This is a genomic window from Pseudomonas sp. 10S4, assembly GCF_034344865.1.
Lineage (GTDB): Bacteria > Pseudomonadota > Gammaproteobacteria > Pseudomonadales > Pseudomonadaceae > Aquipseudomonas.
The window spans coordinates 5,450,455-5,463,618 of record NZ_CP133774.1 but is presented as its reverse complement, the minus strand read 5'-3'; the positions used below and the strand labels follow the sequence as shown (position 1 = coordinate 5,463,618).

11 protein-coding genes and 1 pseudogene are annotated in these 13,164 nt (G+C 52.0%); 8 read left to right on the top strand and 4 right to left on the bottom strand.

The window, feature by feature from the left end:
* Positions 1-105: 105 nt before the first annotated feature.
* Positions 106-1,290, top strand: a complete 1,185-nt coding sequence (locus tag RHM58_RS25625) for a DUF2252 domain-containing protein (protein WP_322268550.1) — start codon at positions 106-108, stop codon at positions 1,288-1,290.
* Positions 1,291-1,871: 581 nt separating this feature from the next.
* Here the strand turns inward: RHM58_RS25625 and RHM58_RS25620 are convergent.
* Positions 1,872-4,177 (bottom strand): annotated as a pseudogene (locus RHM58_RS25620) (FdhF/YdeP family oxidoreductase).
* Positions 4,178-4,832: 655 nt separating this feature from the next.
* Between RHM58_RS25620 and RHM58_RS25615 the strand changes: the two are divergent.
* The 3 genes from RHM58_RS25615 to RHM58_RS25605 are packed head-to-tail and all read left to right on the top strand — an operon-like array spanning position 4,833 to position 7,545.
* On the top strand, positions 4,833-5,576 hold the full coding sequence (locus tag RHM58_RS25615) for a HAMP domain-containing sensor histidine kinase (RefSeq protein WP_322268549.1): 744 nt from the start codon (positions 4,833-4,835) through the stop codon (positions 5,574-5,576).
* Positions 5,573-7,087 carry an ATPase domain-containing protein gene (locus RHM58_RS25610; protein ID WP_322268548.1) on the top strand — a complete coding sequence of 505 codons (1,515 nt, stop codon included), beginning with the start codon at positions 5,573-5,575 and terminating at the stop codon, positions 7,085-7,087. Before RHM58_RS25615 ends, RHM58_RS25610 begins: the two co-directional genes overlap by 4 nt.
* A 2-nt stretch (positions 7,088-7,089) precedes the next feature.
* Positions 7,090-7,545, top strand: coding sequence for a response regulator (locus RHM58_RS25605; RefSeq protein ID WP_082356740.1), 456 nt, complete (start codon positions 7,090-7,092; stop codon positions 7,543-7,545).
* A 96-nt stretch (positions 7,546-7,641) separates the two neighbouring features.
* Here RHM58_RS25605 and RHM58_RS25600 read toward each other — a convergent pair whose 3' ends face one another.
* The 3 genes from RHM58_RS25600 to RHM58_RS25590 all read right to left on the bottom strand — a co-directional run bounded on the left by RHM58_RS25600 (position 7,642) and on the right by RHM58_RS25590 (position 8,823).
* Positions 7,642-7,962 (bottom strand): hypothetical protein, encoded by a 321-nt coding sequence (locus RHM58_RS25600; RefSeq protein ID WP_322270902.1) that lies wholly within the window; start codon positions 7,960-7,962, stop codon positions 7,642-7,644.
* A 54-nt stretch (positions 7,963-8,016) separates the two neighbouring features.
* Positions 8,017-8,514 carry a short chain dehydrogenase gene (locus RHM58_RS25595; RefSeq protein ID WP_322268546.1) on the bottom strand — a complete coding sequence of 166 codons (498 nt, stop codon included), beginning with the start codon at positions 8,512-8,514 and terminating at the stop codon, positions 8,017-8,019.
* Positions 8,515-8,598: 84 nt separating this feature from the next.
* Positions 8,599-8,823: a hypothetical protein gene (locus RHM58_RS25590; RefSeq protein ID WP_259495827.1), complete on the bottom strand. Its 225-nt coding sequence runs from the start codon at positions 8,821-8,823 to the stop codon at positions 8,599-8,601.
* A 355-nt stretch (positions 8,824-9,178) separates the two neighbouring features.
* On the opposite strand from RHM58_RS25590, the gene RHM58_RS25585 reads away from it, so the two are divergent.
* From RHM58_RS25585 to RHM58_RS25570, 4 genes are all read left to right on the top strand, one after another.
* Positions 9,179-10,000, top strand: coding sequence for an alpha/beta fold hydrolase (locus RHM58_RS25585; protein ID WP_322268545.1), 822 nt, complete (start codon positions 9,179-9,181; stop codon positions 9,998-10,000).
* Positions 9,990-11,501, top strand: a complete 1,512-nt coding sequence (locus tag RHM58_RS25580) for a PAS domain-containing sensor histidine kinase (RefSeq protein WP_322268544.1) — start codon at positions 9,990-9,992, stop codon at positions 11,499-11,501. The genes RHM58_RS25585 and RHM58_RS25580 overlap by 11 nt, the downstream gene beginning before the upstream one ends.
* A 352-nt stretch (positions 11,502-11,853) precedes the next feature.
* Complete coding sequence (locus tag RHM58_RS25575; protein WP_082356742.1) at positions 11,854-12,072, top strand: hypothetical protein; 219 nt, start codon at positions 11,854-11,856, stop codon at positions 12,070-12,072.
* Positions 12,073-12,102: 30 nt separating this feature from the next.
* On the top strand, positions 12,103-12,342 hold the full coding sequence (locus RHM58_RS25570) for a hypothetical protein (protein WP_322268543.1): 240 nt from the start codon (positions 12,103-12,105) through the stop codon (positions 12,340-12,342).
* The last annotated feature ends 822 nt before the right edge of the window (positions 12,343-13,164 follow it).

The window sequence follows — 13,164 nt, the reverse complement described above, 5'->3', positions numbered from 1 at the left end:
CCGCGCCTGGGATAGCCCGACTGGATCATTTTGATGCGCTGTAATATTTTGAAACATTTGAGGGTTCGCGGGAGTCAACAGGTTTCAGCCCTCTAAGAATTTCTCATGAAAACCCCGCGTCCATCCGCACGACTTGAACCACTTGCTCAGCTTAGAAATTTGAAGATGGCTCGATCTGCTCACGCCTATGTGCGAGGGAGCACTATTCAGTTTTATGAATGGCTACATAGTCAGTCGGGGAGGCGTCTCCCTAGTGGGCCGCCCGTTTGGATTTGTGGGGATTGTCACGCTGGAAACCTTGGGCCGACTGGTGATTTGAAGGGCCGGATTGATATCCATATTCGCGATCTAGATCAGACCGTTATTGGCAATCCAGCACACGACCTGGTCAGGCTTGCTTTGTCATTAGCAACGGCAGCCCGTGGGTCTGATCTGCCTGGCGTCGCGACTGCTCGAATGCTTGAAGAAATGATGCGTGGGTATGAGCAAGCGTTCGTAGACGACGTAGATACAGAGCCACCTAGACCTGCTCAGGTTAAAGCTGGTATGCGTAACGCGGTGCAAAGGACGTGGAAGCACTTAGCAAAAGAGCGCATTGAGGACACTCGTCCCACCATTCCCTTGGGTAAGCATTTTTGGTCTCTTTCCCGAGCTGAGCGTGATGCTCTAAAAGCACTTTGCGCCACCTCTGAAATCCATACCCTGGTTACCTCACTCAAAGGGCGGTCGAAAGATGACCCTGTCGAAATGCTCGACTCTGCGTATTGGGTAAAAGGTTGCAGCTCGCTGGGCTTAAAGCGGTACGCAGTGCTGTTAGGAGTGGGTGATGAAAACGATCAAGAATTTTGCCTGCTAGATATAAAAGAGGCAATCAGTGCAGCAGCTCCACGGGCAGCCAGAGCTGGAATGCCAAGAGATAATGGTAAGCGAGTCGTCGAGGGCGCTCGTTTTCTTTCGCCCGGCTTGGGAAATCGGATGCTGGCGACACGTATGCTAGATCATGGATTTTTCATTCGCGAGCTGCTGCCTCAAGACATGAAGCTGGAACTGGATCAGTTGAGCCAACGAGATGCAATGCTTGCGGCCGGTTACCTGGCGAGAGTGGTTGGAATTGCTCACGCAAGGCAGATGGACATGGCTACTCGGTCTTCTTGGATTGGCGACCTGCAAGCTTGCCGATCAAAGACACTCGATGCACCTTCTTGGCTTTGGTCGAGCGTTGTTCAGTTGGTCGGAAGTCATGAGAGAGGTTACTTGGAGCACTGTCGTCGTTATGCGCTTGAACATTAATTGAAGGGTCGGGTGCGGTAAGTCTTTGCAAAATCGCACGTGCCGCGTCAACTCGATGTGGCTGAACCTGGCTAGGGGCTCGCCCTTAATAACAGACCTTCACGGCGCTGATCTTTAGACCTTTTTGCGCCCGGGCAACGGTTCGCCGCGCGTTGCTCCCACTACGTCTACGCCGCCACCTCTTTTTCCGAAGTCGTAAACAAGGTCATTGCTGTTCATCTCGCTTTCGTCCCTTGGTCGTCACTACAAATGTCGTGGGAATGGATCTCGAAATTTCTGTGAGAGATACCGATGGCCGTCCATATTTTCTACCAGTTCGAACATGCATCCTCTGGATACAGAAAAACCGCGCACTGAATTCGCCGCTTTGTGCTTTGCAAACGACCAGGCGGAATTTCTCTGTCTAGATGATGAACGGCTCGGCAATGCATAATTATTTGGGCGGGGTGGCGTGACCTACGAATGGAGGCAGGCCGCTCAGATTTTCAGCAAATCCGACTGTATTCAGTCCCGATTCTTTAGACCGTATCCACAAACCAGACCAGCGTCATATGTATGGGCAACCATTGCGCGCAAATTCCTCAGTAGAGTGGTACTGAACTCATCCGCACCGGCACCGATTTAGCCGCTGGCACCTTGCTGCGCTCGGCATGGTGCCAGAGCGGTACGAGCGAATTACATTCTGGATAGTAAGCAGCGGCACAACCTTCTGGAATGTCATAGGCAACGATTTCGAATGGCCCTACTTGACGCTTCACTTCAGGTTCTACAGCCGTGGTGATCAACACTCGTTCTCCGACTTCAAATCCCAGCCGAACGATATCGTTGAGGTGCATGAAAACCACCTCACGCGTACCGCTGATACCGCGAAAGCGATCCTCGTATCCGTAAATGGTGGTGTTGAACTGGTCGTTGCTGCGTAACGTCATCAGTTGCAGTACATCGCGCGGCATGACTTCGGGCGTGGTGTCGTCATCTTCGTTGAGAGTGACCGGGGTGATGAATTGAGCCTTGCCACTTTTAGTCGACCACTCCCGCCTGGCGGCAGCGATGGGCCGATGAAATCCACCTGGTTCCGCCATGCGGGACTCCATGTCATGGAAGATTGCCGGATAAATAGTACTGATGGCCGTCCTGATCTTTGAGTAGTCGTCGCACCATGCCTGCCAATCGATTGAATGACCAGCGGGAAGGGTGGCCAGAGCCAAGCCAGCGACGATGCTGGTTTCTGCTTTTATGTGTGGGCCAACCGGTTCGGCATTGCCACGCCATCCGTGGATGCAGCCGGTGCTGTCCTCCGTGGTATAGGTTTGCTCTGTCCCATTCTGCCTATCGATTTCAATCCGTCCCAGGCACGGCAAAAGCCAGGCGTTGTTTGCTGGAATTAAGTGAGTGCGATTAAGTTTGGTTGCGATCTGCACGTTCAGTTCCAACGTCTGCCAAGCGGGTTCCATTCGTGCCGTGTCGGGAATAGCTCGCAGAAAATTGCCACCCAAGCCAATGAAGCCTCGTACTTCACCGGCCAGAATGCCTTCACAGGCGTCGACAGTGCACAGTCCCAATTGCTGCGGCACCTTGAAACCGAAATGCTGCTCGATCAACTCGGTGGGTACTTTTTTAGGGTCTTCAGTAATGCCTACGGTGCGCTGACCTTGGACGTTAGAGTGGCCCCTTACCGGGCAAACACCGGCACCGGGCTTGCCAATGTTTCCGCGCATCAGCAATAGATTTACCACCATCTGCACGTTCTCAACGCCGTGCCGATGCTGGGTCAAGCCCATTCCGTAAATCATCATCACCCGTTTGCTACGTGCATAAGTGGTAGCCGCCGCTTCAAGTGCGCCGCGAGTCAAACCAGATTTACGTTCGATGTGCTGCCAATGATGAGTGCGAACTGAGGTCGCGAAAGCCTCGAAACCTTCGGTGTGCTTGGCAATGAAGTCGTTATCGAGAATTGAATTGCCGCCATCTCGTTGCGCGTCATCGTCAAGTTCTAGCAACGCCTTTGCAATGCCGATCATAGCTGCGGTGTCACCACCGATGGCGACCTGGTGATACTGGGTGCTGATGACAGTAGATTCTGGCGTCAGCATCTCTGTGGGTGACTGCGGGTTAACGAAGCGCTCTAACCCTCGTTCACGTAACGGGTTGAAGGTGATAATGGGGACGTTACGTTTGCGCACGTCCTGCAACTGATGAAGCATCCTCGGAGCATTGCTGCCGACGTTCTGGCCAAAGAAAAATAGGCAGTCGGTGTGGTTGAAATCATCCAGCGTGACTGTACCGACCGGCACACCGATGCTTTCTTGCAAACCCACAGACGTGCTTTCGTGGCACATATTCGAGCTGTCGGGCAGGTTGTTGGTGCCATAAGCCCTGGCGAATAACTGGTACATGAACGAGGTTTCCAGGGAGGCACGGCCCGAGGCATAAAACACCACACTGTCGGGCTCCATAGTTTTTAGCTTCGCACCAATATCGCGGTACGCTTCTTCCCACGTAGTTTCCCGATACCGATCACTCGTCGAGTCGTATCGCATTGGGTGGGTAAGCCGACCTTGTTGCTCCAGATCATAATCCTGCCATTGCCGAAGCTCACTCAGGGTGTGGTTGGCAAAAAAAGCAGGGTCGGTTTTTTCGATGTCAGCTCCCAGGCAGTTGCCTTGGCACCGTTCTCGCAAAACTCCAATGCGTGTGGGTGTCCTGGCTTCGCCCAAGCACAACTGACGCAGGCGAAACCATCCGGCTTGTTCTGCTTTAGAAGGGCTTTGGGAGCCTTGGAAAAAGCTTGCTCACGCCAAAGTATTTTCATCACGGAGTTCGCGGATCCCCAGCCACCACTTGCATGTCTATATGGTTTGAAATGGGCTTTTGGATGAATGAGCATTGGCGGCTCCGGAAAGCTTATCGGGGGATATTGGTATAGATAGGACGAATGGCTGCAAGGAATGGTTCGAGTGGATTTGAGGGGTATCAATCAATTTGGCGCGAGAGTATTGGATGGCACGCGGTGAGCTCAATGTTGAAAAGCAACGACAGCCAGAAAGTGTCAGCTTGATTCTAAAACGCAGTGGCCAATGCCGGGAGACAGTAGCAGCACGTCGCTTGACTGACTTCATGTTCATGACCATCCGGGCCGCCGAGTAGCAACGAGCCCGACCGCTGGCAATGCCCACCATTTCATGACCTTCGGAGGCAGTGACGGTAGCTGAAACCCCATATCGCCATTGTGGTGGCCAGCTTATGACGCCAAAGGCATGTACAACCTGAAATGCCCACCCTTCAATAACTGACAGCAAAATGAATTTAACCAGTGGCTGAGCAACCTACAAAGCTATACAGCAGCTCGGGTTTTGTAGAAAAGGGCGGCGTGATCGCGATACCGGTAGTAGGATCGGCTATGGTGATAATGTGATATCGTGTACCACACACGTGACTATCTGAAACTCGGCAGCCGAGCCAGGTATGATCGAACATTGGAATAAAATTCCGTGCCACCCAATTGCCCAAGCCCTGATGAGCTTCGCACCCGCAATGCGGAGTTGCTGGAAGAAAACGCCAGGCTGCGGGAGGCAATCTCGTCTCGCGATGCTTTTCTTGCAATTGCTGCTCACGAACTTCGAAATCCGATGACACCTATCTTTGGAAGGGTGAGCCTTCTGCGCCACATGGTTGGCAAACCTGACTGCTCAGCAGATAAGATTGAGAAAAGCCTTGGGCACATTGAATGGCTTATTTCGCGGTATATCCAGCGAGCGACCACGCTGCTCGACATAGCGCGAGTCACTACCGGGCACCTCAAGTTCGATCCAGTCCTAGTCAATGTTTGCCCACTCATCCGGGAGATAGCCGAAAGCGTTCGTCCTCTTGCTGAGCATGCGGGTTCGACTCTGGATCTTCAGCTCCAACCGGAAGGATTGACCATTCTTGGTGACCGCCTGTCACTGGAACAGATCATCGACAACCTGATCTCCAACGCCGTCAAGTACGGAGGTGGAACTCCGATTTTGATCACTTCGACCGCAGACTTTAAAAACGACACTGCTGTTATCTGCGTCCGCGATAACGGGCCAGGTATTGCACCTGCCGATCAGAGCCGTATTTTCGAGCGTTTTGAAAGAGCGGTGCGACCAGGGGAGCAGGTGACAGGTTTTGGCGTCGGGTTGTGGATTGTGCGTCAACTGACAGAGGCGATGGGTGGCGCAATCACGGTGTACTCTGAACCAGGCATGGGTTCGGCTTTTACTATTACGATGCCTCTGCAACTAGCGAAGGACACAAAATGAACACCCCTGTCTTATCAAAAGAGTCGGAAATTAAGAGATTGCCAACGGGCATTTCGGGACTCGATACCATCTTAAATGGTGGTCTTATGCAGGGAGGAATTTACATCGTCCAAGGCGACCCCGGAGCAGGTAAGACGATCCTTACGAATCAGATCTGCTTCCACCATATTTCCAAGGTGGAAGGTAGTCGAGCACTGTTCGTTACCCTACTCGCCGAGAACCATGCTCGGATGATGAGTAATCTGCGCGGACTCTCCTTCTTCGATCAAAGTCGCATTCCCGATGGATTGACCTATCTCAGCGCCTTCAACGCGCTGCGGGAGGATGGCACCAAAGGGCTCACCACTCTCCTGCGCCGTGAAATATTACGCCGCAGATGTTCGTTGCTGGTGATTGACGGAATAGTCTCGGCGCAAACCACTGCGGAATCTGATCAGGCATTCAAAGAGTTTATTCACAGCTTGCAGGAAATCGCGCTCGCAACCGATTGCACCATGATCATGACGAACAATGCTGGTATGGGCGAGGTATCACCCGAGCAAACAATGGTGGATGGGTTAATAAGGCTGAGAGATCAAAATTACGGTTGGCGCTCAGAGAGCGACCTGCAAGTGACCAAATTTCGTGGCGGCGCGTTTCTGCGCGGACGTCACGCATACAAGATTACGGATGCAGGTTTTGTCGTGCACCCCCGAATAGAGGCATTGCTTGGCCGCCCCTCTCAGAAGGAAGCACTTATAACCAAAAGAGCATCAACCGGACTCGCCAGGCTGGATGAAATGCTTGATGGAGGCCTTCCTGCTGCGTCAACGACCATGGTCATGGGGCCATCGGGAGCCGGAAAGACAACAATTGGTCTGCACTTCCTATCTGAGTCATCAGAAGATGAGCCTGGCCTAATGTTCGGGTTTTATGAAACCCCCGAGCGCACTCGGGCCAAAGTCGAGGTGATGAGCACAGCTTTAGCCAATATGATCGACGCAGGCACCGTGGAAATCATGTGGCAGCCTCCCACCGACGACCTGCTTGACGCCTACGGTGAAAGATTGCTGGCGGCCATCCGACGACGCGGAGTTCGTCGACTGTTCATAGACGGGCTTGGAGGCTTTACCAAGGCAGCAGTTGAGCCAGCGAGAATGGATCATTTTTTCACCGCGCTGGCTAATGAGCTGCGAGTGCTAGGCGTAACGACTGTTTATTCTTTGGAAGTGCCTGACATCTTGGGCCCGGCTATTCGAATACCTGTCAATGATATCTCTAGCATCGCTGAGAATATGGTGCTGTTACGTTTCGTCGAAGTACGATCCAGTCTGTACCGGCTGCTCTCAATTTTGAAAGTGAGAAACAGCAATTTCAATCCGTCGCTACACGAATACACCATCACTAATTCCGGGCTGGTCATTAACGATACATACGAAACTGCCGAAACCATCCTGTCACAAGTCGACCCAACAGCGGAGCGGATCACAGTTGCAAGTTCGGCTGCGCTGCAACCGAAAGGCAAGGACTAATTATGGCTATCGTCCTGATCGTCGATGATGAGTTTGGTATTGCCAGCCTCCTTGAGGACGTACTTGAGGATGAGGGCCATCGTTCGATCCTTGCTGCTAACGGACGGCAAGCATTAGAAAAAGCGGGTGAAACGCGTCCAGATCTGGTGATCACCGATTTTATGATGCCGGTTATGGATGGGGCTGCGCTAATTGCCTCCCTGTCCAACCATCCAGAGCTAAAGAAAATTCCCATAATTCTGATGAGTTCCTTGCCCGAGCCTACTGTGGCGGAAAGATGCTCTGGCTACGCTTCATTCCTGCGCAAGCCTTTCAAAATCTTGGAAGTCATAGATTTAGTCGAAAAGTTGCTTGCAAAAAAAATTGAGCGCAGTGCGTATCATATGACTTCGATTGCAATCGATATCTTCTTGCAATCCGCTCTTGCGGTGGGGACGCGTGGAAGGCGATTGTGTTGAAAGAGTCGGTCTTCCAGCATTGATTGCAAAAAAGGCCCTTGAGGGCCTTTTTTGTTAGCCGACTGTGTTAATTAGATATCGACCTTGAACCGGAAATTAATCAGATTCAAGAAGCGAGCTGAACCACTCAGCATAGGGTGAATTGATGACCTGGTGCATATTGAAGTCTTGCCTCCCATCGTTCCACCAAACAGGGCCCCGTTCCCCGAGGGCTACCTTGGCTTTTAGTACGTTTTCCCGAGCCAACTTAACCTGCGAGGCGTCTCCCGAAGCCTTTGCTTTCTTAACGTCACGTCGAGCTGCCATAAGCTCGTTTACAAGACTCTGCCGCTCATCGTCTTTCAGGGCAGGATTGGAACATCGCCACAGCTGTCCCTGGACAACGAAGTAACGACCGTCAGGGGTCACTGGATGCATTACTTCTCTACGACCTTTCAAAGGGCGCTTCTGCAGAGAATTCACGAAGGACGACTACCTCAGCTTTCGGGTAGGAAGGCGTTTAGCTTGTTTGACCCCAAACAGTATTCCCAGTATCAGCGCAGCGCCCGCCGCCAGGAGTATTGGGTAGGGATGTTTACCTGACATCCGGATGCCCTCAGCTCCGTGTTGATCGCTTGTCGGAGCATGTCGTTCTCCTGATGCCGGTGGAGTAAGACTGATCGGAATGTCAGAGAGATCGATCTCTGCTTCGTACTGCATTTCGTTTAACGGCAAACGCGCACCGTCCGCGAGAATCAGGGTGAGGTCTTCGACAGTGCCGGCAAGTCGATCGGGAAATACTGGCTCACCCGTGGGATCAAGCTCATCGTAATAAAACTGCTGTCCTTCCAGCCAACCTATGGCCGTCATCAATTCGGGGCAGAGGTAATATTTCCCGTCGAGGAAGAAGCCTGGGAAATGTCGTGTGCGTCCGAGACTTTTTACGATGTAGCGCTCGCCTGCCTTCATACCGGTTGCTGGGTCAATCATGATGAAGTCCTCAGATACGCTGGTGTTGCGATAGAGGATGGGGTCTGGCGCAACGTTCCATCGAGATGACTGAAAGGCTGACGTTTAAGCGTAGGATTGACGTAGGCGCATGATGGCATCTGTGATGCCTTGAGCATTCTTGTCGAGCGTTTCCATCGATGCGATTGCATTGGCGGCGATGTGTTCCGCTCCGCTTTCAGAGAGCCAGTTGGTTACCTCTTCAATGGCCGCGCAGATTGCATGTTGGTTGTGAAGTAGCAGTGTGAGAGCGTCTGCTGCTGCTATGTTCGCTTCAGAGCTATCTGGCATGGGGATCTTCCTTGAGCTTTCGATGAGGCTTGAGCTTTCGATGAGGAAAGCCTAGCTGAACCGTCGTCTTTCAGTGAGCTCTTGGTGCAATGAGCAGGCATAGTCATGGACATAAGCCCAAGCTCACAAGGCGTTATACTGGTGGCTCACTGCTAACCATCCGCTCGAATGAATTCATTGGCGTCTTGTTTGTCTGATGCCTATTCATGCTTCGTTGGCCGCCCCGTACCTATAATATCTTTCACAAGGTAGCGAGCGAGCTATGCAGCCCCCTCTCAGCTGCAGTTGAGGCACACGACGTAGACTGCCAAAACCCGCTTCAACGAATCCAATCCCCATCGACGCAGGGTCAAACATGTCTATACAAATTCGCAACAACGTTCGCGTTCGAGGTTCGGGCCCTGCCACTTTGGTTTTTGCGCACGGTTTTGGTTGCGATCAAAATATGTGGAGACTGGTTGAGCCTGCTTTTTCAGAAAGCTATCAAACGATTCTTTTCGACGTTGTAGGGTGTGGTAAGTCTGACCTTTCGGCTTATGAGGTTGCAAGATATTCAACCTTGAAAGGATACGCACAGGACATCGTCGAAATCATCAATGAGTTTGCCAGCGGGCCGGTCATATTTGTGGGGCATTCAGTCAGTGCTATGGCTGGAGTAATCGCTGCCAATACGCGTCCGGGCCTTATCGGAGCGCATGTGATGGTTGGGCCTTCTCCCTCCTACATCAACGATGGGGATTACTTTGGCGGATTCAGCCGGGAAGACATCGACTCTCTCTTGGATACTCTGGAAAGCAATTACCTTGGCTGGTCGAGCTCCATGGCTCCCGCCATCATGGGCGCGCCTGGACAACCACACCTTGGCGTCGAGTTGACTAACAGTTTCTGTCAGACAGATCCGGACATTGCAAAGCGATTCGCGAGGGTGACCTTCCTTTCGGACAATCGTAGTGATGTCGCTAGGTTGCAGGCGCCGGCGCTGATTATTCAGTCGTCCGAGGACATCATCGCGCCTGTAGAGGTTGGTCACTACCTCCATAAGGTGATCCCAGATAATCGACTTGAGGTGATTGAAAACATGGGCCACTGTCCACACCTCAGTGCACCTGATCTCTGCATTAATGCGATCCAAAGCTTTATTGAAAGCGTTCAGAGTCGAATTGCTGATGCAGGCTGATGCCGACTCGCTTCCTGGTGCTGATCCACTTTATGAGTACGCTCCCTGTGCCCTTATTGTCACGAGTAAGGCCGGAGTAATCCTCCGGGTGAACACCACTTTTTGCGAATGGCTTGGATACCCGAAAGACCAGTTAATTGGCCATCGTAAATTGCAAGAATTGCTTACCATCGGGGGGCGAATTTTTCATCAAACTCATTGGATACCTTTATTGGAAATGCAAGGTTCCATTTCCGAGGTAAAGCTTGAGTTTGCAACGTCTGACGGAAAAAAAGTGCCGATGATTGTCAACGTGAGAAGAAGAGAGCACTCGGGTGGCACTTTCGATGAGGTTTCGGCATTTGTGGTGATCGAGAGGCACCGGTTCGAGCAAGAAGTATTGATTTCCAAGCGGCAGGCAGAGGATTCACTCGAAGCACACTTAGCGCTCCAGCGAGATCTTTCGGTAGCCGATGCCAGGCTGCGGGTTGCGTTAGAGTCTGCCCAGATGCATGTCTGGGATGTCGACCCTGTGACACGCGAGCGCCGTTACGATGAGAGCGTCGCGCGCCTGCTTGGTTACTCATCTAGCCAGTTTGTTTCCGCAGCCGCTTACTCAACCTTCATTGAGCCCCAAGACCAGCACCGGGAAGCCGGTCTCTTTTCGGCGGCTCTTGAGTCGGTAGCTCAGGAATATCGCTGCATCTATCGATTGAACGGAATTGACGGCGTTCAGCGTACCGTGCTGTCGACTGGTCGCGCCGCATTCGATCCTGATAATAAGCTTGTTCGGTTTGTTGGCATCCTTCATGACATTACCGACGTAAAACGTGAGCAAGCTGCGGCTGAAGATCGCGCCCTTTTTTCCGAGCAGATGATCGGGATCGTAAGTCACGACCTGCGTAACCCTCTTTCGGTGATATCAATGTCCATGGAAATGCTTGATCGCCAGGCATTAACGCCGAAGCAGCAAAAATTTGTTCGTCACGCTCAGGACGCGGCGCTAAGAGCGCGCAGGCTCATCAACGATTTGTTGGACTTCACGCAGGCGCGTATAGGGCGTGGTATCGGAATTACGAAAGCGACCACCGATCTTCATCTGCTCATCGCGGGAACCGTCGAGCAACTCAGAATCGTTTATCCCAAACGAGAGCTTGTCCATTCAACACATGGCAATGGTTTATGTATCGCGGATGGCGATAGGCTTGCGCAATTGGCAGGTAACTTAATTTCTAACGCAGTCACTTACGGTGCGGAAGACCGTCCCGTGACGGTTACATCCTCCATTACGAAATTGGGCTTTGAGTTGTTGGTGCACAACTGGGGTACACCGATTTCTCCAGACTTCCTTGCCACTGTTTTTAGCCCGATGACTCGCGGAGTCAATCTTCCTCAAGATACCCGCAGCGTAGGTTTGGGGCTTTTCATCGTAAGCGAAATCGTAAAGGCACACGGTGGCACGGTTTCCGTTACCTCTACAATTGATGCTGGGACAACATTCAAGGCTTTGTTTCCGATCTGAGGGAAGGCACTCACAGAACTCCGTGATCAAATCTCAGCTGTCATAGTCACCGTCACCGGCTAGGGGCGTGACTAAGCAACTTTCCTGGGGCGCATCTACTGGTTGCCCGAAAGCTGAACAGGCATCCGCGTCTGCGTTTATCAATATTCTTCGAACGGAAATCGTAAGAAAATTTGCGCGCACCTCGTACTAGGGCGATGAATTGATGCCCTAGCGTCGTCGAATAGCCGTGACAGATTTCCGTTGGAGTAATTTGCCGGCGGTCAGGGCGCTTGAATACTTTCGAATTGCCATACTCAACCTCCTATGAGACATCAGTTCATAGGCTCAATTTCCAAGGGAGGAAAAAGCAATGACATCGATTGAAGATTTCAGGATCAAATCTCACGAGCTTTTGATTGAGCTTGACGCCGCTACGATGGGAATGATGACGCTGGTTGCATCGAGATGTGTGTCAGGGCATCAATGGGATGCGGCGGCCAATAGACAGCGTAATGCGTATGCACTCTGGGATGCATTTCTGAGTACACCTGCAGAAGATCACCCCAAACGTGTTTCACCACATGATTGAGGCCGGCGCTATGTGCTCGATGGAGCCGTTATGACCTGGGTAGTGAGGCTTACCAGTCCCGATGGCGATGTTTTCTATGGCGAAGCAACAGACCGTGAAGGATATCGATACCGGTGCAAAACTCCCGAGCAGGCGGAAGCTTTTAAGGAAGAATCCGATGCGGAGGCTAGCTTCGCTTCGTTTCGCCTGATGAGTGTGCTCCGGGAATATCTACTTGAGGCCATTGAGCTGGAGCAGCATTCAAACGACACGCGAGGGGGCCTAGGTTAGCTCCTCCGACTTCGAAGAATAGCTGGTAGAAATGTTGCTTTGATTTAGGTGACTGAGACATCCCGAGCTGTATTACACAAAATGTCCCAGGCGTGATGGCCGATCTCATGCACCGGCAGGCACTTCACATTTGTTCGGTGAGCTCGAAACTTTACCAGAAGCCCTGTGGTTTGCGACTCACAGCCGGCACTGGTCGTATGATTTGAACAGATAGGTCTGTGCGTCATAAGTGGTATCGAACGCCGTAGCAGCGATTAACAATGTACTCCCCAAACCTACAGGCTCGAGGCCAATTCAGGTTCTGAACTCCAGCAATTAGGGCGGCCATGCGCAGTTTTCTAGGATTTTTCGTCTGCTAACCAGCAACGTTGCAATCGCACCTGACGGGCTGCCACGCTAAGAATCCAAGAAGCTGTCTAAGCCAGCGCGGTTGTGTGATGAGCGCCCCAGCGTCTGCCGACCGCTTTGATGGGCCCCCAACGACTCTCCTGTACTCCAAAAAATCGAAACTACAACCGGTCATTTCTGTCCGTTAATGCATATGGCCGTGATGCTCCGGCTGCCAGCGAAATGCATTATTGGAGGAGGCGGGAGGTAAGCCATGAGCGACCATACAGGCGATCTGCCTAAGGAGATAAGGCGTCGAGCAGAGAGGATAATCCATGATATTGAAAATGCTGGATCGATGATTCTTGCTGTGAAAAATGGAGCGAAGGCCGAGGGTTTCATATTGGGAATTTCTTGTTGGTCAGGCCTCACCCAAGATCGATGTGATTTGCTTTTAGCGCATTTCGAGGATGTGCTTGAAAAGAGGCTTAGATC

Excerpts from the sequence above, each read along its gene's own strand:
- RHM58_RS25625 (WP_322268550.1), top strand. The coding sequence starts at position 106 with ATGAAAACCCCGCGTCCATCCGCACGACTTGAACCACTTGCTCAGCTT.
- RHM58_RS25610 (WP_322268548.1), top strand. The coding sequence starts at position 5,573 with ATGAACACCCCTGTCTTATCAAAAGAGTCGGAAATTAAGAGATTGCCA.
- RHM58_RS25605 (WP_082356740.1), top strand. The coding sequence starts at position 7,090 with ATGGCTATCGTCCTGATCGTCGATGATGAGTTTGGTATTGCCAGCCTC.
- RHM58_RS25600 (WP_322270902.1), bottom strand. The coding sequence starts at position 7,962 with ATGCATCCAGTGACCCCTGACGGTCGTTACTTCGTTGTCCAGGGACAG.
- RHM58_RS25595 (WP_322268546.1), bottom strand. The coding sequence starts at position 8,514 with ATGATTGACCCAGCAACCGGTATGAAGGCAGGCGAGCGCTACATCGTA.
- RHM58_RS25590 (WP_259495827.1), bottom strand. The coding sequence starts at position 8,823 with ATGCCAGATAGCTCTGAAGCGAACATAGCAGCAGCAGACGCTCTCACA.
- RHM58_RS25585 (WP_322268545.1), top strand. The coding sequence starts at position 9,179 with ATGTCTATACAAATTCGCAACAACGTTCGCGTTCGAGGTTCGGGCCCT.
- RHM58_RS25580 (WP_322268544.1), top strand. The coding sequence starts at position 9,990 with ATGCAGGCTGATGCCGACTCGCTTCCTGGTGCTGATCCACTTTATGAG.
- RHM58_RS25575 (WP_082356742.1), top strand. The coding sequence starts at position 11,854 with ATGACATCGATTGAAGATTTCAGGATCAAATCTCACGAGCTTTTGATT.
- RHM58_RS25570 (WP_322268543.1), top strand. The coding sequence starts at position 12,103 with ATGACCTGGGTAGTGAGGCTTACCAGTCCCGATGGCGATGTTTTCTAT.